The sequence below is a fragment of the Nonomuraea sp. NPDC050786 genome (assembly GCF_040654115.1).
Taxonomy (GTDB): Bacteria; Actinomycetota; Actinomycetes; order Streptosporangiales; family Streptosporangiaceae; genus Nonomuraea.
Window position 1 is genome coordinate 64,193 of record NZ_JBFAHJ010000003.1, and the last position, 26,744, is coordinate 90,936.

A 26,744-nucleotide genomic window follows, 5' to 3' on the forward strand; every position below is an offset into this window, starting at 1 on the left:
AAACGCCGCAGACAAAAAAGCTACGACAGAGCGATGCGCACCTCGTCCTCGAGCGGCGGATCGAGCTCCTGCTCCAGGCACCCGGTGGCGGCGAAGCAGCGCAGGTTCAGCTCCTCAGGGGTGACCGAGACGTGCAGGAACTGCTTGAAGAACGGCGGTGTGTCCCAGTCGGACAGCTCCGACAGGTAGCGGTGGAACACCTTGTCCACCGGCAGCCTGAAGGGCCACGGCCAGGCCCCGAGCAGCCGCGCCGCCCACCGCATCCTGCGGGTGATCGTCACCGGCCCCTCGGGAGCCCGGACCGGCCGGTTCTTGATCTGATCCGACATGATGCACAGGGCCTCGGAGGGCGTGAGGTAGATCCACTTCATCCGCAGGCGGCGCGCGTACAGCTGGCTGTAGAAGGAGAGCGAGTCGCCGCGCAGCGGGTAGCACTTGAACTCGTCCTCGTCCACGCCCGCGACGTCGACCCTGCCGATGGTGTGCGTGGCGTGCATGAACGCGCCGCCGCCGCCGGACACGATGTACTGGATCACCCGGTCGCCCACCTTGACCGGATAGCGCTGGTAGTTATGCACGTCTCCGCCGATGGCCGCGACGTACCGGTGTGCCGGGTCGCGCACGATGTCGTCGATCGTGCCGCCTTCCTCCAGCGGCGACGGCTTGTAGGCGTTGCCGGTGTAGATGGGCTTGCCCGTCACGAGGATCTTCGGCCGCGGATCGAGCGAGACGCGCCGCAGCCACGCGGTCTGCCCCTTGTCTATGACGTTCCTGATGCCGGTGTCGACGCCGACGATCAGCAGGCTGTCGGTCTCGATCGCCCAGTACGGCGCCGGCTGCGCGGCCTGCTGGGATGGCTGGCCCCTGAGCTCGCGCGCCTTGGCCAGCCGCTCCTCGTCGATCGTCTCCGGCTTGCGCCACAGCAGCCCGCGCAGCCCCCGGTCGGGCTTCGGCTTGAGGGGCGGCGCGTCGCAGAAGACCCGCATGAAGCCGCCGAGCCCGTCGTACCAGTCGTGGTTGCCGGGGACGGCGTAGATCGGGGCGTCATAGTCCTTGTACGGACGGAAGAACTTGTCGCAGTACTCGTTTCCCGATCCGGTCGGATAGATCACATCACTGGCTATGACGGCGAATGCCGTGTCCTCCCCCAGTTTCAGCATCCCCGGAACAACGGCGTACTGCGACGCATCTCCCTCTCCTGTATCACCGAGCAGAAGGAAACTGAAATTTCGCCCAACGGATAGCTTGATGCGAAATTCCGGGTCAATCCCGCGCGCTTCCTGAGCCGCCACCCACCGCGCCCGAACCTGACCCGACGGATCCCCGAACAACGCGGCGAGGATGTCGTTGCGCGAACGCCACAAGGTCGCCACATTCAACCAGGTAAATCCCTGATCATTGGGTCTGAGCTGCGCGAACGTCCCCACCTGCGTACAGGCCCACCCCGCGCCCCGCTCCGACACCCGTGACGAAAGATGCTTTCCGCGTTCAGCCGCGACTTCCACCATGTCATCATCTATACCGCGATCTTCACCTCCCGCACCCTGAACGCTCCGTACCGCAAGGAACACAGAAGGTTCGCAATGGTGTAGCCTCACCCCCCAAGCAAGCGGTTGGGACCGCCGTGGGGAGGCTCCCATGACCCGTAACAGCCCGGACGACGCGACCCGAAGAGGCACCTCCGACGCGGAGGCTATTGAGGGTCTGCTGGCATATGCGCAGACCGGCTCCCGGTGGGGCGGCGTGGCGCTGCGCAGGGCCCGGGAGGCGGTGGCGCGCAGCAGGGCGCTCGCCACGGAGTTCCCGGAGCACACGGTGCTGCTGGCGCGCAGCCTCCGCTTGACCGCGAGGCTGCTGCTGAAGCGGGGCCGGGCCGTGGAGGCGCTGCCGATGGCGCAGGAGGCGGCGGCGCTCACCCGCGCGATGGGCGGCGCGCCGCTGGTGACCTCGCTGATGCGCCTGGCCGAGGTGTACGAGGCCCTGCACCGCTACAGCGAGGCCGCGGCCACGATGGCGGAGGCCGACCGGATCTCCCCGCCCGAGGACACCTGACCCCGCGCGCCGTCACAGGCGTCCTCCACCACCCTCACCCGACCTCTCGAAAGGACCTCGGCCGTGGTGCGCAGGAGCGCGGGTGGCCGTCAAGCAGGCGGGACGAGGACGCCGGGGTTGAGAATCCCGGCCGGGTCGAGCTCGCGCTTGACCGCCTGCAGCACGCTCACCCCCACGGGCCCCAGCTCGGCCGCGTAGGCGTCCCGGTGGTCGCGCCCGACCCCGTGGTGGTGCGTGATCGTGCCCCCCGCCTCGACGACGGCCGCGTTCGCCGCCGCCTTGGCCCGCTCCCACTGCGCCACGGGGTCGCCCTCCTGCGCGGTGACGACGGTGAAGTAGAGCGACGCGCCGGTCTCGTACACGTGGGAGATGTGACACATGACCAGCGGGGAGCCGAGCGCGCCCGCCAGGGCCGTCCGGACCGCGTCGTAGAGCCGCGGCAGGTTCGCCCAGAACCCGGCGGTCTCCAGCGTCTCGACCGTGGCCCCGGCGGCGAGCAGCGAGTCACGCAGGTAAGGGGCGGAGTAGCGGCCGTGCTCCCACGCCTCGCCCGGCTCCGCGCCCAGGGGCTCGCCGCCCGCCCGCTCCAGGACGGCCGAGGCCGCCGCCTGCCGCTCCGCCACAAAAGCGCCTTCGTAGCCCGCGATCAGCAGGCAGCCCGAGCCGCCGGAGCCGATCGCCTCCGGCTCGGCCAGGCCGATCATGGTCTCGGTCTCGTCCGACAGCCGCAGCACGGTGGGGAGCGGTCCTTCCTGGGCGAGCGCGCGCACGGCCGCCGATCCCTCCGCGAACGTCCCGAACCGCCATCCTTCGTACCGGCGCTCGGCGGGAGCCCGCCGCACGCGCAGCCTGAGCGACGTGATCACGCCGAAGGCGCCCTCGGAGCCGAGCACGAGCTGCCGCAGATCGGGGCCGGCCGCCGACTTGGGGGCGCGCCCGAGGTCCAGGGTGCCGGACGGCGTGGCCACCGTGAGGCCGACGACCATGTCGTCGAAGCGCCCGTACCCGGCCGAGGCCTGGCCGCTGGAGCGGGCCGCGGCGAAGCCGCCGAGGGTGGCGTACTCGAAGGACTGGGGGAAGTGCCCCAGCGTCAGGCCGTGTCCGGCGAGCAGCCGCTCGGCCTCGGGCGCCCGTACGCCCGGCTCGAACGTGGCCACGAGCGACTCCAGGTCCACCGCGCGCAGCCGGTCGAGCCGCCCCAGGTCGAGCGCGATCACCCCGGCGAAGCCGGAGCGGGCGGCCGCCAGCCCGCCCACCACCGAGGTGCCGCCGCCGAAGGGCACCACGGCGACGCGCTCGGCGGAGCAGACCCGCAGCAGCTCGGCCACCTCGTCGTGCGAGCCGGGCAGCACCACCGCGTCGGGGGCGTCGGAGCCGTCCCCCGTGCGCATCCGCAGCAGGTCGGGGGTGGACTTGCCGCGGGTGTGGCGGACGCGGGCCTCGTGGGAGGTCAGCACGTGCGCGGGGCCGACGATCCCGGCCAGCGCGCCGAGCAGCGACCCGGACAGGGCCACCGGCGGCAGGCGCACCGACTCCAGGGCCACGGCGGGAGTGTCGGGCGCGCGCACGCCGAGGAAGTCGCGCAGCAGCCGGCGAACCTGCTCGGGCAGCTCGCGCGCCTTGGCGGGGTCGCCCCAGCCGGACCACAGCATCGGTTCTCCACTCATGGTTACACTGTGACATATGACGTCGAATCGTCACAATGACGGCGTGCTGGACGCGGCGCGCGACTGCTTGCTGGCGTACGGGGTGCGGAGGACGACGCTCACGGACGTGGCACGCAGGGCCGGGGTGTCGCGGATGACGATCTACCGCCGCTGGCCCGACGTGCGCACGCTGGTCGCGGAGCTGATGACCAGGGAGTGGGTACGGGTGGTCGAGGGGCTCGACCTGTCCGACCCGGTGCGCGCGGTCGTCGCCGGGGTCCGCGGGCTGCGCGCGCACCCGTTGTGGCGGAAGATCGTGGAGGCCGATCCCGAGCTGCTCGTGCAGTACCTGATCGACCGGCGGGGCGCCAGCCAGGAGGCCGCGCTCGGCGTCCTGGAGCGGGCGGTCGGCGATGCGCGCAAGGCGCGGGCGGTGCTGCTGGTGGCGCAGTCGTTCCTGCTGTCGGCGCCCACGATGCTCGACCCCGTGACCCTCGACGAGCTCGACGACGAGCTCGCCGCCATGCTGGAGGCCTACCTTGGGTAGCCCGGGTGAAGGCACGTCGGACAGCTCGCGTGGAGGCGCACTTTGGACAGCTCGCTGAACGCCCGCAGACGCTCCCGTGAGCTCCGCCAGGTCGCGGAGGAACGGCTGGACGTGCTGGTGGTGGGGCTCGGCGCGACCGGCGCGGGCGCCGCGCTCGACGCCGCGTCCCGTGGGTTGAGCGTAGCGGCGATCGACGCGCACGACCTGGCTTTCGGGACGTCCAGGTGGAGCTCCAAGATGATCCACGGCGGCCTGCGCTACCTGGCCAAGGGGCAGGTGGACGTGGCCTACGAGAGCGCGGTCGAGCGCGGCATCCTGCTCCGCACGACGGCTCCGCACCTGGTCGCGGCGCACCCGTACCTGCTGCCGCTCACCAAGGCGGTCTCGCGGCAACAGGCGGCGCTGGTGATGAGCGGCTACCGGCTCGGCGACAGCCTGCGGGCCGCCGCGCGCACGCCGCGCCGGCTGCTGCCGGGGCCCACGCGGCTCAGCGCGGCCCGCGCCCGCACGCTGGCGCCCGTGCTCGACGGCGACGGCCTGCGCGGCGCGCTGCTGTCGTGGGACGGCCGGCTGCTCGACGACGCCCGCCTGGTGGTGGCCGTCGCGCGGACGGCCGCCGCGCACGGCGCCCGCGTGCTGACCCGCTGCCGCGCGCTGCGGCTGACGGAGCGGGGCGCGCTGGTACGCGACGAGCTGACCGGCGAGGAGTTCGACGTCCGCGCCACGACGGTGATCAACGCGACCGGGGTGTGGGCGGGCACGCTGGACCCCGAGGTGAAGCTCCGGCCGTCCCGCGGCACCCACCTCGTGCTGGCGCCCGGCACGCTCCCCGGGCTGATCGCCGGCATGCACGTGCCCATTCCTGGAGAGACCAGCCGATTCGCGCTCGTACTCCCCCAGCGCGACGGCCGCGTCCACGTCGGCCTCACGGACGAGCCGGTGGACGGGCCGGTGCCCGACGTTCCCGAAGCGCCCGAGGAGGACGTCAGAACGCTCCTGGAGGTGCTGAACGGCGTTCTTGAGACTCCGGTGACCAGAGAGGCGGTCGCGGGCGCGTACGCGGGCCTCAGGCCCCTCCTGGCGGGCGACGGGCGCACCGACGGGCGCACCGACGGGCGCACGGCGGACATCTCCCGCAGGCACGCGGTCCTGTCGCATGACGGGGTCGTCACGGTCGTCGGGGGCAAGCTGACGACATATCGGCGCATGGCGGAGGACGCGGTGGATCGAGCGGTCTCGTCCGCGAAGCTGCCGGCCGGACGGTGCCGTACGAGGAAGATCCCGCTCGTCGGGGCCGGACCGCGGCCGTCGGGAGTGCCCCACCGGCTGGCCGAGCGGTACGGCAGCGAGGCCGAGGCCGTGCACGAGCTCGTCAAGGCGCATCCGGAGGAGGTCGGGCTCGGCGTCACCGAGGGCGAGCTGATCTGGTCGGTCAGGCACGAGGGCGCGCTCGACGAAGGCGACCTGCTGGACAGGAGGACCAGGATCGGCCTGGTCGAGCAGGACCGGGAGCGCGCACTGGCGGCGGCACGGGCGGCTCTGGACCGGATGGGCCGCCTCTGACCCCTCCGATCCGTTAGGTTAGTCTTACCTAATTCGGATCGCGGAGGGAGATGCGGGCGTTGGCGCGGGGCTGCGAGCATCCGACGGGGTGCCACACCGGACGGGTTCCCACTTTGGCGAGCGCCACCGTGGGGGCCAGGCTCTGGCTGCTCGTCGAGTACACCGGCGCCTGGCCGTCACACCTGGAAAGCTTCGAACTTCCTGAAAAAATCTCAGAACTCGTCCGCCGGGCGCTCGAACGCGGTATCAGGCCCCAGTTGATCCGCCGCCCGGGCAAGCGGACCCGCCCGGGAGAGCAGGGCATCCGTGTGCTATTGGCGTACGCGGTTGGAGAGCGCCCCTGGTTGGCGAGCGGTGTCGTCGCAGGTCCTGACGATCTTGACCTGGACTCGTTCGTGGCGGGAGTGGTCCCGGAGTCCTGCATACTTGAAGTCGAGCCGGTATTTCTGGTCTGCACGCACGCCAAGCGCAATGCGTGCTGCGCCCGCATTGGACTACCCCTCGCTCGGTCACTGGCCGATTCGCTGCCGGACAGAGTGTGGGAAACGTCACACGTTGGCGGCGATCGCTACGCCGCCAACCTCGTGTGCTTGCCACACGGAATTTTCTACGGCAGCATGTCTCAGGCTGCTGCACTGGCAGCGGCTAACGCGTACCGGTCGGGCGAGGTCATCCTCGACCGCTACCGGGGACGCGCAGGCATCCCTGAGCCATTGCAAGCCGTGGAGCACTTCGCCCGAGCCCATACGGGAGAGTGCGCCGTCGGCGCGGTGGCCGTGGAATCCTCCAGGTCGGACGGCGACGTCACCGAAGCCATCGTGCGCTGCGGCGACGTCCGGCTCCAGGTTGTGGTTGAGCCATCGGCGTTCACAGCGCCGTGTGGTACGGCTTGCGCCGAGACGATCACCACCTACCGGCTGGTTTCGCTGGACAGGCTCGCGCCTGTGCGGTACGCCACGCCCGCTCTTGCCTGAACAGGGAACATCGCGGCCCTACCTTGCGTTGGAACAGTGACGCCAAAAGCGTCCAATGCGGCTCAATTACCGAAATACCTCTCACGAAGGTGGTTTTCTCATGTCTCAGGTACGTCGGCAGCTCGCCCGCCCGCGCCCCAGCTGGGGTTGGCAGGATGATGCCGCGTGCCGGGGTGAGGACCTCGTGCTCTTCTTCGGCCCCGACGGGGAGCGGCAGCCCGAGCGTGACGTACGTGAGCGGAAGGCCAAGGCGATCTGCGCCCAGTGCCCCGTCCGCAACGAGTGCCTTGACTACGCGCTGTCCCGGCCCGAGAAGTACGGCACGTGGGGCGGTCTCAACGAAGACGAGCGCGCCTCCGAGCGTCGTCGTCGCATGCGCCGCGCGGCCAGCGCCGGCATCTCCGCCGCCTGACACACCCGGCAGCGTCACCATCATCGCGTGATCAAGCAGTTGTCCCGATGAACCAGAGCCTGGCCCTCCATGTCCAGGCTCTGGCGAACCCGGTCGGGGCAACTGCGTGATCAGGCGTCACATCCTCACCCCGGAAACCGCGAGCCCGGACGCTCGTCTCCTGCACTACGAGCGTCCGAGCGGCAGTCAACCCTGCCGGAGCCAGTTCACCGTCGGCTCCGGCTTCTCTGTCTCTACCTCTACCTCTGCCTCGTCCGGCTCTCTGCGCGCGTCCGTCTGGTGCTGGCAGTCGCACCAGGAGCCGCCACGGCAGTCCTCGTGACGTTTCTCCTTGCAGCTTTCGCAGATCACGCCTGCATTATTCTCCTAGAACGTTGTTCGGGTTACGCTGGCGCGCGTGGACCTCATGGCCGAGTTGCTCGACGATCTGCGTGCCGAGACCGCGTCCTTCGAAGCGCTGCTCCAGCCCCTGCGGGACGAGGACTGGGAGCGGCCCACGCCCGCCGAGGGGTGGGCGATCCGCGACCAGGTGAGCCATCTGGCCTGGTTCGACGGCGCCGCCGTGCTGGCGGCCACCGACCCTGACGCTTATGAGGCGTCGCTGAAGGACTTCCGGTCCGTGGACGACGTCGCCCTCGAGTCCCGCGGGATGTCGCCGGGCGAGCTGCGCGAGTGGTTCCGAGCGGCGCGCTCCCGGAGTTTGGAGGTCTTCGCCACACTAGACGCCCGCGAACGGGTGCCGTGGTTCGGGCCCGCGATGTCGGCCGCGTCGTTCGTGACCGCGCGGCTGATGGAGACGTGGGCGCACGGCCAGGACGTGGCCGACGCCCTCGGCGTCGTCAGGGAGCCCACGGCCCGGCTGCGGCACGTGGCCATGATGGGATTCCGCGCCCGCCCCTACAGCTTCGCCGTACGCGGCCTTCCCGTGCCCGCCGAGCCCGTACGCGCCGAGCTGACCATGCCCGACGGGACCCTGTGGACGGCGGGGCCGGACGACGCGGACAGCGCCGTACGCGGCCCGATCCTCGACTTCTGCCTGGCCGTCACCCAGCGCGTCCACCTGTCCGACACCGCGCTCGAGCTGACGGGCGGGCCCGCGCGGGCCTGGATGGAGATCGCCCAGGCGTTCGCCGGGCCCCCTGGGAAGGGCAGGGAGCCCAGGTCAGGGTGAAGTCAGGGAGTTGCCGGATGACGCCTGCCACGCACCCGGTGACATGCTGTGAACATGCGCACAATCCTGAACGTCATCTGGCTGGTCTTCGCGGGGCTCTGGCTGGCCATCGGATACGCGGTGGCCGGGATCATCTGCTGCATCCTGATCGTCACGATCCCGTTCGGCATCGCGTCGTTCAGGATCGCCGCGTACGCGCTCTGGCCCTTCGGCAGGACCGTGGTGCGCGATCCGCACGCGGGCGCGTTCTCCTTGATCGGCAACATCATCTGGTGCGTGGTCGCCGGCATCTGGCTGGCCATCGGTCACGTCGTCACCTCGATCCCGCTCTTCCTGTCGATCATCGGCATCCCGATGGGCGTCGCGAACCTCAAACTCGTCCCGGTCTCCCTGCTCCCGCTGGGTGCGCGCATCGTCGATAACGACTAGGGCAGTTCCCCGACGTAAGCTGTGCCGAAGAGTCACTGCGAATACCGTTGGGTGCCATGACGTCCACCGATGCGCCTTCCCGGCCGAAAAGGGGACTCGTCTCCAACGCCCGCGCTCGGCTGAGCTGGGTGCTCGACACCAAGTCGTGGGCGATCGTCCGCGCGGCCACGAACGCCGGCGTCGCCTACCGGGTGACCGGCCTGGCGGGTGAGGCGGCGTTCTTCGCGCTGCTGTCGCTGCCGCCGTTCGTGCTGGGCCTGATCGGCGTGCTGGCCAAGCTCGGCACCTGGCTGGGCTCCACCGTGGTCGGGCAGGTCAAGACGTGGGTGATCCAGCAGGCGGGGCTGCTCTTCACCGACGAGGCCGTCAACAAGGTGATCAACCCCCTCATCACCGACGTGCTCAGCGACGACGCGGGCAAGGTGTCGATCATCTCGCTGGGCTTCCTGCTGTCGCTCTGGTCCGGCTCCAGGGCGCTCTACGTGTACGTGGACCTCATCTCCGTGGCCTACGGGCTGGGCGAGGAGCGCGGCATCATCCGCACCAGGCTGATGTCCTTCGGCCTCTACATCATCGGCCTGATCATCGGCATCATCGTCATGCCGATCCTGGTCATCGGCCCGACCCTGCTCAAGGATGCCCTGCCGGGCCAGTACGGCGTCCTCATCGACATCCTCTACTGGCCGGTCGTGATCATCGGCTCGGTGCTCTTCCTGACCGTGCTCTACCACGTCAGCGTGCCGGTGCGGACCAAGTGGTACCGGGAGCTGCCCGGCGCGATCCTGGCGCTGATCCTGTGGATCGCGTGCGCCGCGGTGCTGCGGGCCGTGCTGGCCGCGTGGTTCTCCCCCGTCTCCGTCTACGGCTCGCTGGCCGCGCCCATCGCCCTGCTGCTCTGGCTCTACATCACCGCGCTGGCCGTGCTCATCGGGGCGATCCTGAACGCCGAAGTCGACCGGCTCTGGCCGGGTGTGAGCCGTACCAAATAGATTTGCCCGACATGGAGGTGCAGCAGAGAGTCGGGCCCTACACGCTCGTGCGCAAGCTCGGCGAGGGCGGCATGGGCTTCGTCCACCTCGCGCACGACGGCGCGGGCCGGCGGGTCGCGCTCAAGACGATGCGGCCCGAGCTGGCCGCGCGCGAGGAGTTCAGGCGGAGGTTCGGCAAGGAGGCCGAGGCCGCCAGGCGGGTCGCGCGGTTCTGCACCGCGCCCGTGCTGGACGCCGGGTTCGACGGCGGCACCGCGTACCTCGTCACCGAATATGTCGAGGGTCCCGATCTGTCCGCCGTGGTCAAGGTGGCGCCGCTGTCCGGCTCGAACCTGGAGGCGCTCGCCGTCGGGGTGGCGACCGCGCTGGCCGCCATCCACCAGGCCGGGGTCGTCCACCGCGATCTCAAGCCGTCGAACGTGCTGCTCAGCCCGGTCGGGCCGCGGGTCATCGACTTCGGCATCGCCCAGCTCGCCGACGCCGCGGGCGGGCTCCCCACGGTCGCGCAGACCATGGGCACGCCTGCCTACATGTCGCCCGAGCAGGCCAAGGGCGAGCAGGTGACGCCGGCCAGTGACATCTTCTCGTGGGGCGCGCTGGTGGCGTACGCGGGCACGGGCCGGCCGCCGTTCGGCACCGGCGGGGTCGCGGAGGTGGTCTACCGGGTGATCAACCACGCGCCCGTGCTGGACGGCCTCGACGAGGGGATCCGGCCGCTGGTGGAGCGGGCGCTGGACAAGGACCCGGCCCGGCGGCCGACCGCGCAGCAGCTCATGGACCGGCTGCTCGGCCGCACCGAGGTGGCGGTGGCCGCGGCCACCAAAGTGGTCTCCGACACCTGGACCCCGGTCGTCCCCGCGCCCGCCGCGTCCCCTCCTGCGAAGCCGGTGAAGCGGAGCTTGTGGCTGCCCGTCGTCGTGGGGGTGCTGGCCGCGGTGCTCGGTGCCGCCGCCACGCTCGCCGTGGTGCGACCGTGGGAGTCCTCCGCGTACGAGGCGGGCACGCCGTCCGCGCGCGCCACGGTCGAGTCCGGCGGCAGCACGATGAGCGTCCAGGTCGACTCCCTGACCCGGCAGGGCGACACGGTTCGCCTGCAGTGGACGGTCAAGAACACCGGCAACAAGAACGCGCCCGTCTACAACAAGTTCGGCGGCGCCGCCCTCGACTTCACCGTGTCACGGGTGAACCTCATCCCGCCCGGTGTGGGCAAGCCCATCTACCCCGCATGGAAGAACGGTGCCTGTCAGTGCACCAACCTGCCGGCCGCGCCGTTCGACGGGGGCGACCAGATCCGGATGTACGCGATCTTCGAGGGCGTGCCGCAGGACGTCGACCGGGTCGACGTCGATCTCGTGCTGCTCGGCGTCATCAGGAACGTCGCCGTCTCCTCGTCGTGACACGGCTGCTCAGCGGGGGAACGGGCCGCTGGCACATCCGCTATCGTCTAGGACGAGACGCGACTGGCGCATTGGGTGGGATCGACCACCAGGGAGCGAAAGGAGCGGAGGCCGTGCGCCTGGGTCTTCGCACATCGTCAACGATGACAGGAGAGTCATGAGTTCTCTCGCTAGCGTCGACCCGCAGATCGCCGAGCTCGTCAAAGCGGAGGAGCGGCGCCAGGCCGACACCGTCAAGCTCATCCCGTCAGAGAACTACGTGTCCAAGGCCGTGCTGGAGGCCACCGGCACCGTCCTGACGAACAAGTACTCCGAAGGCTACGCGAACAAGCGTTACTACGAGGGCCAGCAGGTCATCGACCAGATCGAGGTCCTGGCCATCGAGCGGGCCAAGTCGCTGTTCGGCGTCAACCACGCCAACGTCCAGCCCTACTCCGGCTCGCCCGCCAACCTCGCCATCTACCTGGCCTTCATGCAGCCGGGCGACACCTTCATGGGCATGAACCTGCCCTCCGGCGGCCACCTGACCCACGGCTCGCCCGTGTCGATCACCGGCAAGTGGTTCAAGCCCGTCTCCTACAACGTGCGCAAGGAGACCGGCCGCGTCGACATGGACCAGGTGCGCGAGCTCGCCCTGGAGCACCGGCCCAAGGTGATCTTCTGCGGCGGCACCGCGATCCCGCGCACCATCGACTTCCCCGCCTTCGCCGAGATCGCCCGCGAGGTCGGCGCGATCCTGGCGGCCGACATCGCCCACATCGCGGGCCTGGTCGCGGGTGGCGCCCACCCCTCGCCCGCCGGCCACGCCGACGTCATCTCCACCACCACGCACAAGACGCTGCGCGGGCCCCGGGGCGCGATGCTCATGGCCGACGACGACGAGAAGGCCACCGCGCTCAACAAGGCCGTCTTCCCCGGCCTGCAGGGCGGCCCGCACAACCACACCACCGCCGCTATCGCGGTGGCGCTGCACGAGGCCGCGCAGCCCGAGTTCAAGGCCTACGCCCACCAGGTGGTCGCCAACGCCAAGGCGCTGGCCGAAGAGCTCAACAGCCGCGGCTTCGACCTGGTCTCCGGCGGCACCGACAACCACCTGATCCTCATCGACCTGACCTCCAAGGGGGTCGCGGGCAAGCCCGCCGCCAAGGCGCTCGACCGGGCCGGTCTGGAGACCAACTACAACACGGTCCCGTTCGACCCGCGCAAGCCCTTCGACCCGTCCGGCATCCGCATCGGCACGCCGTCCGTCACCTCTCGCGGCATGGGCGAGGCGGAGATGCGGCAGATCGGCGCCTGGATGGACGAGGTCGTCAGCGCCCTCGCCAAGGGCGACGCCGAGGACGTCATCGCTCGGGTCCACCGCGAGGTCAGCGAGCTCACGGCCCAGTTCCCGGCCCCGGGCCTGTAGGTCTCCTGGTGCCGAGTGGGCGCCACCCGTGGCGGGGGCTCACGGCCTCCAGGGTGACGCCCGCTTGACCCGCGCCAGAGTCGGCCGCCGTCACGTGGCCGGGGGCAAGGGAAACGCCGCCCCGCACGGGCTCCGGACGCACGAGAACGCCCCGCCACACCAGCTCCGGACCCACGGGAACGCCGCCCACGCGTGCTCCGGACACACGAACGCCCCGCCACATCAACTCCAGGTGCGGCGGGGCGTTCGCGCGAGCGGACGGGCCGGAAGGCTCAGCCGAGGAAGAGGTAGTCGGCCTCGTACGGGACCTTGGCCTCCGAGCCCGGCGAGCAGGAGCCGGTCGGGGCGACGCCGCCCGTGGTGTTGAGGCGCAGGATCTGCGTGGCGTGCGCGAGCAGCCCGCTCTCCTTGCCCGCCTGGGTGGCGTCGAGCACGAGCTCGGGGATGTTGCCGTCGCCGTTGGGCGTCTTGGTGACGACCGAGCCGCGTACCGCGCTGCCGTCTGGAGCGACCCACTGCGGCGGGCCGGCGGCGGGCGTCACGAAGGAGTGGTCGATCCCGCGCCGCAGCTTGGCCGACACGCCGAGCTGGGTGAAGGCGTACCCGCCCGGCGGCTGTGCCGTGCAGGAGTAGAGCTGCGCGCCGCGCAGCACCTCGGCGGTGAGCGCGCGCGGGTGGGTGAACGGCCGGTCGGACAGCTGGCCGCGTACGGCACCGCCGTCGAAGTCGAGCGTGTGCAGGTTCGCGTAGTAGCGGTCGGGGTGCGCGGCGATGCGCTTGACCACTGCGGCGGCGAGCGGCGTCTCCCCCGCGACGCCCGTCACGTTCTCGGGCAGGGCGCCCGCGAACAGGTCGGCCACCACCGGGCCGTTCCTGCCGGTCACGCCCTTGTGCAGGTGGCCGTTGGTCACCTGGCCGAGGCCCGACCAGAAGGCGGTGTAGGCGAGGGACGAGCCGTTCGGCCGCAGCCACCAGACGGCCTGGCCGTCCTGGTCGCCGCGCTGCTTGCCGTCGTTCGCCGGCACCTCCTGCGCCCCGTCGGCGCGGGCGGAGAGCGTGGCCTGGTTGCTGCCCTGCAGGACGCCGTTGAGGTCGATCGCCCTGTTCAGCCGGTGGAACTGGCCGCGTACGGCGCCCTTGGGGTGCTCGGCGTCGTGCAGGTTGGCGTAGAAGCCGCCGGGGTTGTCGATGAGCGACCTGACGAGCTCGTTGTCGGCCTTGACGGTGCCGGTGACGCCGAGCACGGTCGCGGGCAGCGGCTTGGTGAAGAACTCGAGCTTGACGTCGCCGTTGGCGCCCTTGGCGCCCAGGTGGACGTGGCCGGCGGTGGGCGGGTGGATCCTGTTCCAGCGGATCGCGTACGTGACCTCGTTCCCGCTGATCCTGAGCACGACCGTCGAGCGGCCGTCGGCGTCACCCTTGACCCCCACCTCGTTCGCGCCGCGCAGGCCCGCCGCGAGATAGACGTCGTCACCGGAGGCGTGGGCGGGCGCGGGAGCGGCGAACAGGGCGGCGGCGAGCAGGGTGCCGGGAATCCCGAACTTTCGGACGAACATGGCTAAACCTCTTAAACGGTTTGATATTCCGGTCGGTACGGCAGGCAGTACGCGGCCCCGACCCGCGGAGGTTCAACCCAGGAATCCGTAAATTTACACATAAGGGCGGAGGTGCGAAAAAGCCCTCCCACCAGCGGCGGGAGGGCTTGGCACGCCTGACGGTCAGACGTTGACGGTGAGCAGCTTCTTACCTGTCGAGGTGACCACCTCGAAGTGGTCGATGTCCTTCAGCGGCGTCGCGCTGCCGCCGTGCATGTAGAGCGGATCGGGCGAACCCGGCACTCCGTACCCGGCTGGAGGTACGGACCACCCGGTCATGACCCGCCGCTCGCCCGACTTGCCGACCGAGACCAGCTCGCACTCGAGCGGCCCTTTCACCCCGGCCAGCTTGAGCGCCGCGTGCGTGCCCCAGGCCTTGGACTCGACCACCAGCCCGCCGGTCACCCCGTCGACGCCCTTCCCCTCGACGGGGACGCCGTCGGCGTAGAACTGCTCGGCGGGCCCCATATGGTTGGCGTGGCCCTGCGCGATCTGCGGCGCGGCCTCCCCGTTGAGCTGCGTGCCGACCGTCAGCCCGCCGGCCACCAGCGTGACCGCCGCCGCCATCCCGATCACGAACGTCCCCCTGCGCGTCCGCCGGTCGGCCGCCTTCTTGCGCTGGAGCAGGTCGATCACCGGCTCGGGGGACGGCACGTCGTACTCCTCAACCGGGCCGATCCCGCTCAGCACGCTCGCCATGCCGGACAGATCGGACAGCTCGGAGCGGCAGGGGGCGCAGCCGAGGAGGTGGGCCTCGAAGGCCTGCCTGTCGTCCTCCTCCAGCAGGCCGAGCGCGTACGCGCCCACGTCCGTGTGCTCGACTCTCGAAGTCACGCCGTCACCCCCCTCTCCTCCAGTGCGATCCGCAGCGCGCGGACGGCGTAGTAGACCCGGGATTTCACGGTGCCGACCGGGATGCCGAGAGCCTCGGCGGCGTCGTTCACGGACCGGTCCCGCAGGATCGTCTCGTTGAGGATCTCGCGATGAGCCGGTGACAACGCCTTCAGCGCCTCTGACACGACCACCTGGTGCAGCAGTCCCTCCATCTCGTCAGGCACGGACAGGCTCTCCAGCGGCCCGTCGCCCGACTCCTGAGGGCGGGCGTCCCGGCGCCGCCGGTCATCGATCACGATACGTCGGGCGACCGTCGCCAGCCAGGGCATCAGCGAGACCGACTCGGGATCGAGCTGCTCCGCACTGCGCCAGGCCCGGATCATGGTCTCCTGCACGACGTCTTCCGCCCACTGCCGATCGCCCGCCGTCAACCTGATCACGAAGGCCAGGAGCGGCCTGTGATATTCCCGGTAGAGCGCGGACACCGCCGCCTCGTCATTCGGCACCCCGTCATCCGGCCGCACGCGGCGGATCCAGTGGCGAAAGCGCGCTTTGCCCATGGGGGCGGCTCCCTCGGCCGAGGGCGGGGGATACGTGCTGGTGTGCATCATTCCCCTTTCTCGTGTCCGTCGGCAGGTGGTACGGCCAGGCGCCCTGGCACGGTTCAACAGATCGCGATACTTAATCTCATTGCGTCCTCGAGGACAGGGTGCGTAGAGTCGCTCCCGAAACTGATCGAGGAGGTGAGGACCATGCGGGTCGTCCCGTTCACCGTGCCGTCCACTCATCTCCGGGGGCTCAGCTGAGCCGCCCGGCTCCTTCTCGACCAAAGGGTTTCACTCCGTTGTCTTACGATCTTTCCCTGCTCGGCTGGACCGACCTGCGCGCCGCCGAGCTTCCCGCTGACACCGTCCCCGCCCGCGTGGCCCGCGTCGACCGCGGCGCCGCCGAGGTGATCGCGGCGGACGGTCAGCATCACGTCAAGTACGGCGCCCGCGTCCGCAGGGCGTCGGCCGCCGACCCCGTCGCGCTGCCCTGCGTCGGCGACTGGGCCGCGCTCCGGTGGCTGCCCGAGGGCCGCTACGAGCTCGACGAGGTTCTGCCGCGAACGACCGCGTTCATCAGGGGCGGCGTGAGCCGCGACTCGGTGGGCGGCCTGTCGGGCGACGGCCAGGGTCAGGTGCTCGCCGCTAACGTCGACATCGTCTTCGTGGCCGAGCCGTCCATGCACTCCACGGACTTCGCCGACCTCGGCCGCATCGAGCGCCTGGTCGCGCTGGCCTGGGAGTCCGGCGGCACGCCCGTCGTGCTCGTCACCAAGTCCGACCTGTTCGAGAACGGCCTCGACGACCTCCTCGCCGACGTCCGGGTGGCCGCGCCGGGGGTCGACGTGCACGCGGTCTCGTCCCTGCACGGGGACGGGGTGCCGCTGGTCGCCGACTACCTCGGCGGCTCCCGTACGGCCGTCATCCTCGGCCCGTCGGGCGCCGGCAAGTCCACCCTGGTCAACGCGCTCGCCGGCGACCAGGTCATGGAGACCCAGCAGGTACGCGCCGCCGACGGGCGCGGCCGGCACACCACGGTGCACCGGGAGCTCATCCCGCTGCCCGGGGGCGGGCTGATCATCGACACGCCCGGGATCCGGCGCATCGGCCTCTACGACATCGGCGACGGGGTCGACCTGGTCTTCTCCGACATCGAGGCGCTGGCGTCGCGGTGCCGCTTCGCCGACTGCGGGCACTCCAGCGAGCCCGGGTGCGCGGTGCTGGCCGCCCTGGAGAGCGGGGAACTGCCGGAGCGGCGGCTGGAGAGCTGGCGCAAGCTGCAGCGGGAGGCGGCGTGGATGGCTTCCCGCACGGACGCGCGGCTGCGCAAGGAGCAGCAGAGCCGGTGGAAGCTCATCACCAAGGAGATGCGCCGCTCGGGCCGCAACCGCCCCTGACGCCCTCCGCCCGGCCGGCGGCGCGGTGAGGTGAAGAGGCGAGGAGCGCGTGTGAGCGGGTAGTCACAGGTCATGGAGCGCTTCCGAGACCGGGCCGAGGCAGGGGAGTTGCTCGCCGAGCGGCTGCGGGACGCGCACGACCCCGTCGTGCTCGCCCTGCCCCGCGGTGGTGTCGCGGTGGCCGAGCCCATCGCGCGCCGGCTCGACGTGCCCCTCGAGGTCCTCGTGACCAGGAAGATCGGCTATCCGCCCACCCCGGAGCTGGGCGTGGGTGCGATAGCCGAGGGCGGTGAGCCGGTGTTCGACCACACGCTGCTGCGCCGCCTGGGCATGACGCCCGAGTCCGTCGTGGACGTGGTCGAGAGGGAGCGGCGCGAGCTGGCCCGCAGGGTGCACGCCTACCGGGGCGACCGGCCGCTGCCCCCGCTCGAAGGGCGAGAGGTGATCGTGGTGGACGACGGCCTGGCCACCGGCGGCACCGCACGGGCCGCGCTCAGGGCGGTGCGCACGGCCGAGCCCGCCAAGGTGACGCTGGCCGTTCCGGTGGGGGCCCGCGAGACCGTCAGCTCCCTGCGGCGGGAGGCCGACGAGGTGGTCGTGCTGCGCACGCCGGTCGACTTCAGGGCGGTCGGCCAGTGGTACGAGCACTTCGACCAGCTGAGCGACGCCGACGTACTCGGACTCCTGGACAAGGCGAGGAGATGAGCGAGGCGGCGCCCCGCGCGGCCACTCAGCCGGCGAGCACGGCCCAGACCAGCTTGCGGGCGTCGTCCGGGGAGAGCCAGCCCCAGGCGGTGCAGAGGGCGTCCACCAGCCGCAGCCCCCGCCCGAACTCCGAGAACACGTCGGGCGCCGTCGCCACCGGCACCGTGCGGCTGTGGTCGGTCACCACGCACGCCAGCTCGGCCCCGTGCGACAGGAGCCGGAGCTGCGCTGCCCCGCCGCCGTGCCGCATCGCGTTGGTCACCAGCTCCGACACCACGAGCTGAGCGTCGAAGGCCAGCCCGAGCGCGCCCCACGCGGCCAGTGTCTGATCGACGAACCGCCGGGCCGTCGCCACGCAGGCCGGCTCCAGCGCGACGCGCTGATGGAAGGGAAACACCGCATCGCACTCCCAAGCACGCCCCTCCACGAGGATGGAGAAGAGCCATCCTGGTGGCCGGGAACCGATGGCGGCTTGCGGCCGAGCGTCGAAAGTCGTCATTCTGGCCCCCGAAGCGCGGTCTGGTGATCCAATGCCCATCTTTACGGGGAGTGCTTACCGATGCAAGACTTTTCGTCGTTTACGGATGCGGATCGCATCTGCACGTGCAGATGATCTAGGAGCGTTGCGGTGACCGCAGAGCGCGCGGAGGGAAAACTTCTCAGCCATTCGCCGGGAAGCCCGACGGTGCTGCGGATCCTGCTCGGAACACAACTGCGCAGGCTCCGCACGGAGAAGGGTATCTCGCGCGAGGACGCGGGATATTCGATTCGCGCATCTCACGCGAAGATCAGCCGGCTGGAGCTCGGTCAGGTGAGCTTCAAGCAGCGGGACGTGGCCGACCTGCTCACCCTGTACGGCGTCACCGACCCCGCCGAGCGCGACCCGCTGCTCGCGCTGGCCAAGCAGGCCAACGCCCCGGGCTGGTGGCACAAGTACAGCGACGTGCTGCCGTCCTGGTTCGAGGTCTACATCGGGCTCGAGGGCGCCGCCTCCAGCATGCGCACGTACGAGAACCAGTTCGTGCCCGGCCTGCTCCAGACGCCCGCCTATGCCAGGGCGGTCATCGAGCTGGCCCACGAGAGGGCCCCGAAGGCCGAGCTCGACCGGCGCGTGGCGGTGCGCACCACGAGACAGAAGCGGCTGGAGAGCGGGCTCACGGTCTGGGCCGTGATCGACGAGGCCGTCGTGCGCCGCACGCTGGGCGGCCCCGAGATCATGCGCGGGCAGATCGCCCATCTCCTCGACCTCACCGCGGAGCGCAACGTCACCGTCCAGATCATGCCGTTCGACCGCGGCGGCCACGCGGCGGCGGGCGGGCCGTTCAGCATCCTGCGCTTCCCCGAGCCCGAGCTGCCCGACGTCGTCTACATGGAGCAGCTCACCAGCGCCCTCTATCTGGACAAGCCCGCCGACTCCGACCACTACATGGAGGTCATGGACCGGCTCAGCATCCAGGCCGAGGAGCCGAAGGAGACCAGGCGCTTCCTGGAAAGCCTGCTTTCCCGATGAGCCGCCGTTTCCTGTGAGCCACCCCATACAGGGATTTTTGGCCATCCGCTATATGGAGATCCACGCGTTACCGTATTGTCTCCTCGCAAACGCGGATGCACGTGCATCCGTAAGATCGCGAGGAGCTGCCCCCATGCATGAGTTCCGGAACGGAACGCCCGCCGGTCGCCTTCCCGTCGTCTGGCGCAAGAGCAAGCGGAGCAACCCCAACGGCAACTGCGTCGAAGTCGCGAACTTGCCCACAGGGGAGATAGCCATGCGCAATTCACGTTTTCCCGAAGGTCCCGCACTGGTCTACACGCAGGCGGAGATCACCGCGTTCGTCCTCGGGGCCAAGGACGGCGAGTTCGACGACCTGATCGTCTGAGGCGCGCGCGGCCGTGACCCCTACGGCCGCGGCGCGCTGTACCAGCGCCACTTGGTGAGGCGCGGGCGGCCGGGAAGCTCGGCGCGCCCGGTGGCCCAGAGCAGGGCCGTCCACGGATCCGCGTCGCGCGGGGCGTCGGGGAACAGCCGGGCCAGCACCCGCGCGCACATGCCCGCCGGTGGAGCCCAGGCGAGACCAAGGCCCTCGGCCAGGTCATAGGTGTGCACGAGCGTCTCCACGATGCCCATCGCGGCCGAGCCCTCCGCGTCGGCCGCGCCGAAGCCGTGGTGCGCCAGAACCTGCGGCGGCGTCGTGCGTACCATCGCGACCAGCAGCGCGCCGCACGCCTCCAGCACCTGCAGCAGCCCGGTGGGACCGGCCTCGCGCTCGGCCTGGATGGTGTTCCCGGGGCCTTCCGGCCTGCGGCGTTCGAGGACGAACGGGAGGTAGGTGTCCAGCGGTGGCGTCCTGAGCCCGAGCTGGGCGGCGTAGGCGAACAGGTCGTCCGCGAGGTGCTCGACCGTCTCCCAGCACGTCCACTCCAGCGATCCGGCCCTGCCGTCCCAGGCGCTGTCGGGCACCTGCCGCAGGGTGGCGACGGCCAGCCGTACGGCCTCGTCGAGGTCTTCGGCGGTCACGGGGAGCGGCGCGGTTTCGGACATGCCCGGCACTCTACCGGCGGCCGGAGGCGAGGAGACACGCCGCGCCGCGGCTCTGGACAGTCCCACACTCTGGACCCCGTCTTGGACATACGGGACGGCCCGAGTATCTTCTTAGGTATGCCAGCGGACCCCATGCTCGTCGGTCGACGCCACGTCGACCTCCAGCGTGTCCGCAGTGCCATCTGTTGCGACGCCCGCATGTAACCCCATCCTTTTTTCACCGCTGAGCGCGTCGCACCCCTCCTCTCCACCCCTGCCCTCGATGACGAGGCAGGAGGAAGCCTGCGCGCGCCCAAGAACCGAAGGACGCGCAATGAGCACCCCTGCCAGCCGCACACCTGCCAGCCGGCACCACAAACGCCCGCGCGGCGAAGGTCAGTGGGCTCTCGGTTACCGTGAGCCGCTCAACAAGAACGAAGAGAACAAGAAGAACGACGACGGCCTCAACGTCCGACAGCGCATCATCGACATCTACTCCAAGCGGGGCTTCGACTCGATCGACCCGGCCGACCTGCGTGGCCGCATGCGCTGGTACGGCCTCTACACCCAGCGCAAGCCCGGCATCGACGGCGGCAAGACCGCCGTCCTGGAGCCGGAGGAGCTCGACGACCGCTACTTCATGCTCCGCGTGCGGATCGACGGCGGCCAGCTCGACCTCGCCCAGCTGCGCGCGATCGCGGACATCTCCAACGAGTACGCCCGCGGCACCGCCGACGTGACCGACCGCCAGAACATCCAGCTGCACTGGATCGAGATCGAGTCGGTGCCGGACATCTGGGAGCGCCTGGAGTCCGTGGGCCTGTCCACCACCGAGGCGTGCGGCGACACCCCGCGCGTCATCCTGGGCTGCCCGCTGGCCGGGATCGACGCCGACGAGGTGCTCGACGCGACCCCGGCGATCCACGAGCTCCAGGAGCGGGTCGTGGGCAACCCGGCGTACTCCAACCTGCCGCGGAAGTTCAAGTCGGCGCTGAGCGGCTGCCCGGCGCACTGCACGGTGCACGAGATCAACGACGTGGCGTTCGTCGGCGTGGTGAACGAGCGGGGCGAGGCCGGCTACGACCTGTGGGTCGGCGGCGGCCTGTCGACCAACCCGATGCTGGCCAAGCGGCTCGGCGTGTTCGTCCGGCCGGAGCAGGTGGGCGACGTCCATGAGGGCGTGGTCGGGATCTTCCGTGACTACGGCTACCGGCGGCTGCGGCACCGCGCCCGCCTCAAGTTCCTGGTCAACGACTGGGGAGTCGAGAAGTTCCGCGAGGTTCTCGAGCAGGAATACCTCAAGGCGCCGCTGCCCGACGGGCCCGCCCCCGAGCAGCCGCGCGGCAGCCGCCGCGACCACGTCGGCGTCTTCCCGCAGAAGGACGGCAACTTCTACGTCGGCTTCGCGCCCAAGGTGGGCCGGCTCGACGGCGACAAGCTGCACCTGATCGCCGACATCGCCGAGCGGCACGGCTCCGGCCGGGTCCGCACGACGGTCGAGCAGAAGATGGTCATCCTCGACGTCGCGCCGGAGCAGGTCGACTCGATCGTGGCCGAACTGGAGGCCAACGACCTGCGGGTCAGGCCGTCCACGTTCCGCCGCCAGACGATGGCCTGCACCGGCATCGAGTACTGCAAGCTGGCCATCGTCGAGACCAAGGTCACGGCCGCCGACCTGATCGACGAGCTCGAGCGCCGGCTGCCCACGTTCGACGAGCCGCTGACCATCAACGTCAACGGCTGCCCCAACTCCTGCGCCCGCATCCAGGTCGCCGACATCGGCCTGAAGGGCCAGCTCGTGGTGGACGAGAACGGCGACCAGGTCGAGGGCTTCCAGATCCACCTGGGCGGCGCGCTCGGCGTCAACGCCGGCTTCGGGCGCAAGGTCCGCGGCCTCAAGACCACCGCCAAGGCGCTGCCCGACTACGTGGAGCGCGTCGTCAAGCACTACGACGCCCAGAAGAAGGAGGGCGAGTCGTTCGCCGACTGGGTGCAGCGGGCCGACGAGGCGGACCTCAAATGAGCGAGCGAGCGGTCCCGTTCCACTGCCCCTACTGCGGCGACGAGGACCTCGAACCGTACGAGGGTGACGGCGGCTGGTACTGCCGCGCCTGCGCCCGCGCCTTCAAGCTCAAGTTTCTCGGAATCGGAGTGAAGATATGACGCTCGTGGACATCGAGGTCGGTCTGAGACAGCAGCGCGGCGCCCTCGACCTGCAGGACATCGTCGAATCCGCCGCGACCTTCCTGGAGGGCGCCCCCGCCCGCGAGATCATCCGCTGGGCGGCGGCGACGTTCGGCGACCGGCTGTGCCTGACCTCCTCGATGAGCGACGCCCTGCTGATCGACCTGGTGAGCCGGGTCAAGCCCGGCGTGGACGTGCTCTTCATCGACACCGGCTACCACTTCGCCGAGACGATCGGCACGCGTGACGCGGTGCGCCAGGTCTATGACGTCAACGTGATCGACATCAAGCCGTCACGGACGGTCGAGGAGCAGGAGCGCGACCTCGGCCCCCGCCTGTTCGGCCGCAACCCCGACCTGTGCTGCTACCTGCGCAAGGTCGAGCCGCTCAACCGGGCGCTGGAGCCGTACCTGGCGTGGATCTCCGGTATCCGCCGCGACGAGTCGCCCAGCCGCGCCGGCTCCAAGGTCGTCGAGTGGGACGCCAAGCGGCAGATGGTCAAGGTCAACCCGATCGCGGCCTGGACCCAGGAGGACGTCGACAACTACATCGCCGACAACGGGGTGCTGATCAACCCGTTGCACTACGACAACTACCCCTCGATCGGCTGCGCGCCCTGCACGCGGCAGGTCGCGGAGGGCGAGGATCCGCGCAGCGGACGCTGGGCGGGCCTGGGGAAGGTCGAATGCGGCATTCACCTGTGATCCCCAGCAGGGGACCTGTCCCGTTGGCAGGCGGGAGGGCCCCCGGCCGCGTGCCACTGGTGGCGGTGGCGCACGGGTCGCGAGATCCGCGCGCCGCCGCCACCGTGGCCGCGCTGCTCGACCAGGTGCCTCTTGACGTGCGCGTGGCGTACCTCGATCACTGCGCGCCCACGCTCGCGCAGGCCCTGAGCGGTCTGGAAGAGGCGGTCGTGCTGCCCCTGCTGCTCACCGAGGCCTACCACAGCCGGGTGGACCTGCCGGCGGCGCTGAACGAGGTCCTGGCACGCGAGCCGCGCCTGCGGGTGCACTACGGCGCCACCCTGGGGCCCCACCCGCTGCTGCTGACGGCGCTGGAGCGGCGCCTGGCCGAGGCGGGCGTGCCGGCCGGCGATCCGGACACGGCGGTGGTGCTGGTGTCGGCGGGTTCGAGCGACGCCCGGGCCAACGCGGTGATCACGGACCTGGCGCGCGCCTGGCGGCGTTCGGGCTGGTGGACGGTGTCGGCCGCCTACGCCTCGGCCGCCGGCCCCTCCCCCGCCGAGGCGGTCGCCGCGCTCAGGCGGGCGGGCGCCCCTAGGGTGGCCGTCGCGCCCTACCTGCTGGCGCCCGGCTATTTCGCGGACAAGGTACGGCGGAGCACGCTGGAAGCGGGCGCCGCGGTGGTGTCGGACGTGCTGGGACCGGCGCCTGAACTGGTGGACGTGCTCCTGGAACGTTACGCGCAGGCCCAGGAGTGGACGCGGCAGCGGCAGCCTGCCTCGCTGGTCGGCTGAGGCCGCTCAGTAACCCCTTCTGAGGTTGCGACGCTCCTCGCGGAGCTGCCTGCCGAGCTCGCGGCCGTCCTGGCGCATCTGCCTGCCGAGGGCGCGCCAGTCCTCGCCGTGCAGGCGCCGCCAGTGCTCGCGCCAGGCGGCGAACCCGCGCTGCAGCGGCTGCGCCCGCGAGTCGCCGACCACCTTGACGTCGCCCATCACCGCGTACGCGCGCACGCGCACCACGGGGACGTTCATGCCGGGGGCCGCCTCCAGGACGTCCACCTTCTTGTCGCCCATGACGGCCACGCCGTCGAGGTCCACGTTCACGCCGTCGGGCACGATGATCTTCACGTCCCCCATCACGGAGACGGCGGTGATGTCCACCATGTCCGTGCGCACCTCCGCCTCGCGCAGGTCGAGCAGCACGTCGCCCATCACGGCGACCGCGCCCAGCTCCTGGTCGATCCGCCAGGTGCCGCGGCGCTTGGTGTCGCCCATGATGCCCACGAACCACCGCCGCTTCCTGCCCTCGTGCCGCACGGGGGCGGGGGCGGGCGCGGGCATGGCTCCTGACGGCAGGTCCTGGGTGAGGAGGGCCAGCTCCGCGTGCGTGGTCGCGGAATAGGCGGCCTCCGTGCGGTCGGTCAGCTCGGCGAGCGTGAGCCTGCCCTCGACCGAGGCGACACGGAGCTGCTCGACGACGGCCTCGCGCTCGGCGTCCGACGCGCGGAGCTCCCCGGGATCAGTCATACTCGCAACATATCGCGTTTGCCGGATATTGACGCTCCTCCCACGGGAGGAAAACATGTCATCCCTTGTGGGTGTTTGAACCTGGACAGGGCTTTGGCGCGTACCAAGCGATGACACGGGGTCCTGGCTTGGTCCGGGGCGCGGCCGGACCAGGCTAGGGTCCCTGTCATGCATGAGGAACAGCTCTACCGCGCGGCGTTGAACGGCGACTCGGAGACCGTGGGCAAGCTGCTGGCCGGCGGCGCCGATCCCAACAGTGCGAGCGAAGAGGGACTGCCGCTGTGCGCGGCCGCCGCGTGGGACCGCGTCGAGGTGGCCGACGTGCTGCTGACGGCCGGCGCCGACGTGAACGGCCGGGAGTCCGGCGGCTGGACGGCGCTGCTCTGGGCCGCCGCCAACGGCCACGCGGCCACCACCAAGGCGCTGATCGAGGCGGGCGCCGAGGTCGACGCGGCCAACGACGACGGTGACATCCCGCTCTCGCTGGCCGCCAGGCGCGGCGCGCTGGGCGTGGTCCAGGTGCTGCTGGAGGCCGGTGCCGACGCGGGCAAGTACGACGGCGACGGCGACACGCCGCTCGAGATCGCCACCTCCTGGGTGGGCGTGCACCTGGAGAGCGCGCTGCTCGACCAGATCCAGCAGGAGGGCTGGGAGTACGTCGTGGCCCGCCAGTACGCCAAGGACGGCACCGAGCTGGTCACGGTGGCCGGGCGCTCGGCCGACGGATCCGAGACCGAGGAGGTGCAGGCCCAGCGCGGCCACGCCGCCGTCGCGACGCTGCTCGAGGAGGCCCAGGGCACGTACACGCCGGTGGACGAGCTGGTGGCGCGGGCCGTGGCGCACCGCGACGTCGACGAGGACGCCGAGACCTGGTGGGTCGTGGCCGACACGCTGGGCAAGCGGGCCGACGAGGAGACGTACGAGGCGCTGACCCGGCTGTGCGCGAGCGAGGACGCCAGGGAGCGGGAGTTCGGGGTGGACGCGATCGCCCAGTTCGGGTTCGCGGAGGGGGACAAGCCGTACCTCGAGACGACTCTGCCGCTGCTGCAGAAGATGGTCACCACGGAGGGCAACCCGCAGGTGCTCCGGTCCGTGCTGGCGGCGCTCGGCCACCAGGGCGACCCGAGGGCGCTGCCGTACGTGCTGGACATCATCGGGCGCCCCGGGCACAAGCGCACGATGACGGACGCGATCGCGCTGGCCGACGTGCTGCCGCCGGACCACGAGGAGGGGCTGGCGCTGCTGATCGAGATGACGGAGGACGAGGACGCCGAGGTCCGTGACTGGGCCACCGCCGGTCTCGCCGGGCTCTCGGCCGACACGCCCGGGATCCGGGAGGCGCTGGCCGCCCGCCTCGCCGACCAGGATCTCCGCACGGTGGCCGAGGCCACGCGCGGGCTCCTGACCCGAGGCGACGAGCGCGCCTCGCGCGGGGTCGAGCGGGTGCTGGCGGAGAGCGACGACGAGTACGCCAGGGACCTCGTCACCCAGCCGGCCACCGACTGACCGCATCGCCTGCGGCCGCCCTGCCCGGCTCTCGAGAGGTCAGGGCGGCGGGTGGGCTCAGTCGCCGTTGAGCACGCGAGTCACCCATTCCAGGGTGCCCGTGCGCAGGGCCTCCTCGGCGAGGCGCTTGCCGGTCGGGGTCGTGATCGCGGCCAGCGAGCTGTCGATCCACCCCTGGACGTTCTGGTGTCCCTGCTCCCGGTATTCGACCGCCTGGAGCAGGCATTCCAGTTTGTCGGCGTCACGGGCGCAGACGGCTTCGAGGCTGGCCTTCTCCTCGTACTCCCCCACCGCGTCGGCCACCATGTCCGCCACTTCGGCGGAGACACCCCGCACCTGGTCGGCGGTGACGTCCTCGTTGCGGGCCGCTTTGAGGTAGCGCTTGCCGATGTACGGGATGTCGGTGATGCGGGTCTCCTGCGTGTCGTGGAAGAGGCTCATGAACGCGGCCCGCTCCGGGTTGCCGCCCTCCAGCTTGGCGATCATGCCGGCGATGACGGCCGCGCGGAAGGAGTGGTCGGCGATGCTCTCCGGGTCGCGCACGCCCGCGACCAGCCACCCGGTCCTCTTGTAGCGCTTGAGCAGCCCGAACTCGTACAGCAACCCCGCCAGCCCCGTCGCCTCGTCCTCCACGGGGACCCCCTTTCCTCCATACGACATTCG

Annotated in this window: 29 protein-coding genes; 20 read left to right on the forward strand and 9 right to left on the reverse strand. The window is 70.7% G+C overall.

Features of this window, described 5'->3' with window-relative positions:
• Positions 1 to 20 precede the first annotated feature (20 nt).
• The gene (locus AB0H84_RS07860) at positions 21 to 1,427 is read right to left on the reverse strand and encodes a metallophosphoesterase (protein WP_357600953.1); all 1,407 of its coding nucleotides are present in this window, start codon (positions 1,425 to 1,427) and stop codon (positions 21 to 23) included.
• Between the two features lie 211 nt (positions 1,428 to 1,638).
• Here AB0H84_RS07860 and AB0H84_RS07865 point away from each other — a divergent pair, with 211 nt between their 5' ends.
• A complete protein-coding gene (locus AB0H84_RS07865) occupies positions 1,639 to 2,052 on the forward strand; it encodes a hypothetical protein (protein ID WP_357599868.1) in 414 nt (137 codons plus the stop codon).
• Between the two features lie 89 nt (positions 2,053 to 2,141).
• On the opposite strand, the gene AB0H84_RS07870 is transcribed toward AB0H84_RS07865, so the two are convergent.
• Positions 2,142 to 3,719, reverse strand: a complete 1,578-nt coding sequence (locus tag AB0H84_RS07870) for an FAD-binding oxidoreductase (protein ID WP_357599871.1) — start codon at positions 3,717 to 3,719, stop codon at positions 2,142 to 2,144.
• Positions 3,720 to 3,735: 16 nt separating this feature from the next.
• On the opposite strand from AB0H84_RS07870, the gene AB0H84_RS07875 reads away from it, so the two are divergent.
• The 9 genes from AB0H84_RS07875 (at position 3,736) to glyA (ending at position 12,588) form a co-directional block, all read left to right on the forward strand.
• Complete coding sequence (locus AB0H84_RS07875) at positions 3,736 to 4,245, forward strand: helix-turn-helix domain-containing protein (protein ID WP_357599873.1); 510 nt, start codon at positions 3,736 to 3,738, stop codon at positions 4,243 to 4,245.
• Positions 4,246 to 4,287: 42 nt separating this feature from the next.
• Positions 4,288 to 5,808 carry a glycerol-3-phosphate dehydrogenase/oxidase gene (locus AB0H84_RS07880; protein ID WP_357599875.1) on the forward strand — a complete coding sequence of 507 codons (1,521 nt, stop codon included), beginning with the start codon at positions 4,288 to 4,290 and terminating at the stop codon, positions 5,806 to 5,808.
• A gap of 113 nt (positions 5,809 to 5,921) precedes the next feature.
• Positions 5,922 to 6,782 (forward strand): sucrase ferredoxin, encoded by an 861-nt coding sequence (locus AB0H84_RS07885; protein ID WP_357599878.1) that lies wholly within the window; start codon positions 5,922 to 5,924, stop codon positions 6,780 to 6,782.
• A gap of 100 nt (positions 6,783 to 6,882) precedes the next feature.
• Positions 6,883 to 7,194 carry a WhiB family transcriptional regulator gene (locus AB0H84_RS07890; protein ID WP_080036407.1) on the forward strand — a complete coding sequence of 104 codons (312 nt, stop codon included), beginning with the start codon at positions 6,883 to 6,885 and terminating at the stop codon, positions 7,192 to 7,194.
• Between the two features lie 406 nt (positions 7,195 to 7,600).
• On the forward strand, positions 7,601 to 8,365 hold the full coding sequence (locus tag AB0H84_RS07895) for a TIGR03084 family metal-binding protein (protein WP_357600956.1): 765 nt from the start codon (positions 7,601 to 7,603) through the stop codon (positions 8,363 to 8,365).
• A 54-nt stretch (positions 8,366 to 8,419) separates the two neighbouring features.
• The gene (locus tag AB0H84_RS07900; RefSeq protein WP_357599881.1) at positions 8,420 to 8,794 is read left to right on the forward strand and encodes a YccF domain-containing protein; all 375 of its coding nucleotides are present in this window, start codon (positions 8,420 to 8,422) and stop codon (positions 8,792 to 8,794) included.
• A gap of 56 nt (positions 8,795 to 8,850) precedes the next feature.
• Positions 8,851 to 9,783: a YihY/virulence factor BrkB family protein gene (locus AB0H84_RS07905; RefSeq protein WP_357599884.1), complete on the forward strand. Its 933-nt coding sequence runs from the start codon at positions 8,851 to 8,853 to the stop codon at positions 9,781 to 9,783.
• An 11-nt stretch (positions 9,784 to 9,794) separates the two neighbouring features.
• On the forward strand, positions 9,795 to 11,180 hold the full coding sequence (locus AB0H84_RS07910; RefSeq protein ID WP_357599887.1) for a serine/threonine-protein kinase: 1,386 nt from the start codon (positions 9,795 to 9,797) through the stop codon (positions 11,178 to 11,180).
• Between the two features lie 157 nt (positions 11,181 to 11,337).
• Positions 11,338 to 12,588: a serine hydroxymethyltransferase gene (gene glyA / locus AB0H84_RS07915; protein ID WP_357599889.1), complete on the forward strand. Its 1,251-nt coding sequence runs from the start codon at positions 11,338 to 11,340 to the stop codon at positions 12,586 to 12,588.
• 272 nt (positions 12,589 to 12,860) lie between these two features.
• On the opposite strand, the gene AB0H84_RS07920 is transcribed toward glyA, so the two are convergent.
• From AB0H84_RS07920 to AB0H84_RS07930, 3 genes are all read right to left on the reverse strand, one after another.
• Entirely contained in the window at positions 12,861 to 14,144 is a 1,284-nt protein-coding gene (locus tag AB0H84_RS07920) for a CHRD domain-containing protein (RefSeq protein WP_357599892.1), read from the reverse strand.
• A 162-nt stretch (positions 14,145 to 14,306) separates the two neighbouring features.
• Positions 14,307 to 15,017, reverse strand: coding sequence for a zf-HC2 domain-containing protein (locus AB0H84_RS07925; protein WP_357599895.1), 711 nt, complete (start codon positions 15,015 to 15,017; stop codon positions 14,307 to 14,309).
• Positions 15,014 to 15,577 carry a sigma-70 family RNA polymerase sigma factor gene (locus AB0H84_RS07930; protein WP_357599898.1) on the reverse strand — a complete coding sequence of 188 codons (564 nt, stop codon included), beginning with the start codon at positions 15,575 to 15,577 and terminating at the stop codon, positions 15,014 to 15,016. The genes AB0H84_RS07925 and AB0H84_RS07930 overlap by 4 nt, the downstream gene beginning before the upstream one ends.
• A 284-nt stretch (positions 15,578 to 15,861) precedes the next feature.
• On the opposite strand from AB0H84_RS07930, the gene rsgA reads away from it, so the two are divergent.
• Together rsgA and AB0H84_RS07940 are read left to right on the forward strand one after the other, a co-directional pair.
• Entirely contained in the window at positions 15,862 to 16,959 is a 1,098-nt protein-coding gene (gene rsgA, locus AB0H84_RS07935) for a ribosome small subunit-dependent GTPase A (RefSeq protein ID WP_357599900.1), read from the forward strand.
• A gap of 72 nt (positions 16,960 to 17,031) precedes the next feature.
• Positions 17,032 to 17,664 (forward strand): phosphoribosyltransferase family protein, encoded by a 633-nt coding sequence (locus AB0H84_RS07940; protein WP_357599903.1) that lies wholly within the window; start codon positions 17,032 to 17,034, stop codon positions 17,662 to 17,664.
• A gap of 25 nt (positions 17,665 to 17,689) precedes the next feature.
• Here the strand turns inward: AB0H84_RS07940 and AB0H84_RS07945 are convergent, their stop codons facing one another.
• Complete coding sequence (locus AB0H84_RS07945; protein ID WP_357599905.1) at positions 17,690 to 18,061, reverse strand: ATP-binding protein; 372 nt, start codon at positions 18,059 to 18,061, stop codon at positions 17,690 to 17,692.
• 231 nt (positions 18,062 to 18,292) lie between these two features.
• On the opposite strand from AB0H84_RS07945, the gene AB0H84_RS07950 reads away from it, so the two are divergent.
• Together AB0H84_RS07950 and AB0H84_RS07955 are read left to right on the forward strand one after the other, a co-directional pair.
• Positions 18,293 to 19,174, forward strand: coding sequence for a helix-turn-helix transcriptional regulator (locus AB0H84_RS07950; protein WP_357599908.1), 882 nt, complete (start codon positions 18,293 to 18,295; stop codon positions 19,172 to 19,174).
• 133 nt (positions 19,175 to 19,307) lie between these two features.
• Positions 19,308 to 19,541 carry a DUF397 domain-containing protein gene (locus AB0H84_RS07955; protein ID WP_127935054.1) on the forward strand — a complete coding sequence of 78 codons (234 nt, stop codon included), beginning with the start codon at positions 19,308 to 19,310 and terminating at the stop codon, positions 19,539 to 19,541.
• A gap of 20 nt (positions 19,542 to 19,561) precedes the next feature.
• Here the strand turns inward: AB0H84_RS07955 and AB0H84_RS07960 are convergent, their stop codons facing one another.
• Complete coding sequence (locus AB0H84_RS07960) at positions 19,562 to 20,203, reverse strand: maleylpyruvate isomerase N-terminal domain-containing protein (RefSeq protein ID WP_357599911.1); 642 nt, start codon at positions 20,201 to 20,203, stop codon at positions 19,562 to 19,564.
• 117 nt (positions 20,204 to 20,320) lie between these two features.
• Between AB0H84_RS07960 and AB0H84_RS07965 the strand changes: the two genes are divergently transcribed.
• From AB0H84_RS07965 to AB0H84_RS07985, 5 genes are all read left to right on the forward strand, one after another.
• Positions 20,321 to 20,407, forward strand: coding sequence for a putative leader peptide (locus AB0H84_RS07965; protein WP_357600959.1), 87 nt, complete (start codon positions 20,321 to 20,323; stop codon positions 20,405 to 20,407).
• A gap of 109 nt (positions 20,408 to 20,516) precedes the next feature.
• A complete protein-coding gene (locus AB0H84_RS07970; RefSeq protein WP_357599914.1) occupies positions 20,517 to 22,205 on the forward strand; it encodes a nitrite/sulfite reductase in 1,689 nt (562 codons plus the stop codon).
• The gene (locus AB0H84_RS07975) at positions 22,202 to 22,345 is read left to right on the forward strand and encodes an Insertion element protein (protein WP_185077756.1); all 144 of its coding nucleotides are present in this window, start codon (positions 22,202 to 22,204) and stop codon (positions 22,343 to 22,345) included. The genes AB0H84_RS07970 and AB0H84_RS07975 overlap by 4 nt, the downstream gene beginning before the upstream one ends.
• Positions 22,342 to 23,070 carry a phosphoadenylyl-sulfate reductase gene (locus AB0H84_RS07980; RefSeq protein WP_357599917.1) on the forward strand — a complete coding sequence of 243 codons (729 nt, stop codon included), beginning with the start codon at positions 22,342 to 22,344 and terminating at the stop codon, positions 23,068 to 23,070. Before AB0H84_RS07975 ends, AB0H84_RS07980 begins: the two co-directional genes overlap by 4 nt.
• 59 nt (positions 23,071 to 23,129) lie before the next feature.
• Complete coding sequence (locus AB0H84_RS07985) at positions 23,130 to 23,843, forward strand: sirohydrochlorin chelatase (RefSeq protein ID WP_357600961.1); 714 nt, start codon at positions 23,130 to 23,132, stop codon at positions 23,841 to 23,843.
• 6 nt (positions 23,844 to 23,849) lie between these two features.
• Here AB0H84_RS07985 and AB0H84_RS07990 read toward each other — a convergent pair whose 3' ends face one another.
• Positions 23,850 to 24,575 (reverse strand): DUF1707 domain-containing protein, encoded by a 726-nt coding sequence (locus AB0H84_RS07990; RefSeq protein WP_357599919.1) that lies wholly within the window; start codon positions 24,573 to 24,575, stop codon positions 23,850 to 23,852.
• A 168-nt stretch (positions 24,576 to 24,743) separates the two neighbouring features.
• Here AB0H84_RS07990 and AB0H84_RS07995 point away from each other — a divergent pair, with 168 nt between their 5' ends.
• Positions 24,744 to 26,081, forward strand: a complete 1,338-nt coding sequence (locus tag AB0H84_RS07995) for an ankyrin repeat domain-containing protein (RefSeq protein ID WP_357599922.1) — start codon at positions 24,744 to 24,746, stop codon at positions 26,079 to 26,081.
• Positions 26,082 to 26,138: 57 nt separating this feature from the next.
• Here AB0H84_RS07995 and AB0H84_RS08000 read toward each other — a convergent pair whose 3' ends face one another.
• A complete protein-coding gene (locus AB0H84_RS08000; protein ID WP_357599925.1) occupies positions 26,139 to 26,741 on the reverse strand; it encodes an HD domain-containing protein in 603 nt (200 codons plus the stop codon).
• Positions 26,742 to 26,744 lie beyond the last annotated feature (3 nt).

What these genes read in the sequence shown, in the direction of transcription:
- AB0H84_RS07865 (WP_357599868.1), top strand. Translation starts at nt 1,639, where the DNA reads ATGACCCGTAACAGCCCGGACGACGCGACCCGAAGAGGCACCTCCGAC.
- AB0H84_RS07870 (WP_357599871.1), bottom strand. Translation starts at nt 3,719, where the DNA reads ATGAGTGGAGAACCGATGCTGTGGTCCGGCTGGGGCGACCCCGCCAAG.
- AB0H84_RS07875 (WP_357599873.1), top strand. Translation starts at nt 3,736, where the DNA reads ATGACGTCGAATCGTCACAATGACGGCGTGCTGGACGCGGCGCGCGAC.
- AB0H84_RS07890 (WP_080036407.1), top strand. Translation starts at nt 6,883, where the DNA reads ATGTCTCAGGTACGTCGGCAGCTCGCCCGCCCGCGCCCCAGCTGGGGT.
- AB0H84_RS07895 (WP_357600956.1), top strand. Translation starts at nt 7,601, where the DNA reads ATGGCCGAGTTGCTCGACGATCTGCGTGCCGAGACCGCGTCCTTCGAA.
- AB0H84_RS07900 (WP_357599881.1), top strand. Translation starts at nt 8,420, where the DNA reads ATGCGCACAATCCTGAACGTCATCTGGCTGGTCTTCGCGGGGCTCTGG.
- AB0H84_RS07905 (WP_357599884.1), top strand. Translation starts at nt 8,851, where the DNA reads ATGACGTCCACCGATGCGCCTTCCCGGCCGAAAAGGGGACTCGTCTCC.
- AB0H84_RS07910 (WP_357599887.1), top strand. Translation starts at nt 9,795, where the DNA reads ATGGAGGTGCAGCAGAGAGTCGGGCCCTACACGCTCGTGCGCAAGCTC.
- glyA (WP_357599889.1), top strand. Translation starts at nt 11,338, where the DNA reads ATGAGTTCTCTCGCTAGCGTCGACCCGCAGATCGCCGAGCTCGTCAAA.
- AB0H84_RS07920 (WP_357599892.1), bottom strand. Translation starts at nt 14,144, where the DNA reads ATGTTCGTCCGAAAGTTCGGGATTCCCGGCACCCTGCTCGCCGCCGCC.
- AB0H84_RS07930 (WP_357599898.1), bottom strand. Translation starts at nt 15,577, where the DNA reads ATGGGCAAAGCGCGCTTTCGCCACTGGATCCGCCGCGTGCGGCCGGAT.
- AB0H84_RS07940 (WP_357599903.1), top strand. Translation starts at nt 17,032, where the DNA reads ATGGAGCGCTTCCGAGACCGGGCCGAGGCAGGGGAGTTGCTCGCCGAG.
- AB0H84_RS07955 (WP_127935054.1), top strand. Translation starts at nt 19,308, where the DNA reads ATGCATGAGTTCCGGAACGGAACGCCCGCCGGTCGCCTTCCCGTCGTC.
- AB0H84_RS07960 (WP_357599911.1), bottom strand. Translation starts at nt 20,203, where the DNA reads ATGTCCGAAACCGCGCCGCTCCCCGTGACCGCCGAAGACCTCGACGAG.
- AB0H84_RS07965 (WP_357600959.1), top strand. Translation starts at nt 20,321, where the DNA reads ATGCCAGCGGACCCCATGCTCGTCGGTCGACGCCACGTCGACCTCCAG.
- AB0H84_RS07970 (WP_357599914.1), top strand. Translation starts at nt 20,517, where the DNA reads ATGAGCACCCCTGCCAGCCGCACACCTGCCAGCCGGCACCACAAACGC.
- AB0H84_RS07975 (WP_185077756.1), top strand. Translation starts at nt 22,202, where the DNA reads ATGAGCGAGCGAGCGGTCCCGTTCCACTGCCCCTACTGCGGCGACGAG.
- AB0H84_RS07980 (WP_357599917.1), top strand. Translation starts at nt 22,342, where the DNA reads ATGACGCTCGTGGACATCGAGGTCGGTCTGAGACAGCAGCGCGGCGCC.
- AB0H84_RS07990 (WP_357599919.1), bottom strand. Translation starts at nt 24,575, where the DNA reads ATGACTGATCCCGGGGAGCTCCGCGCGTCGGACGCCGAGCGCGAGGCC.
- AB0H84_RS07995 (WP_357599922.1), top strand. Translation starts at nt 24,744, where the DNA reads ATGCATGAGGAACAGCTCTACCGCGCGGCGTTGAACGGCGACTCGGAG.
- AB0H84_RS08000 (WP_357599925.1), bottom strand. Translation starts at nt 26,741, where the DNA reads ATGTCGTATGGAGGAAAGGGGGTCCCCGTGGAGGACGAGGCGACGGGG.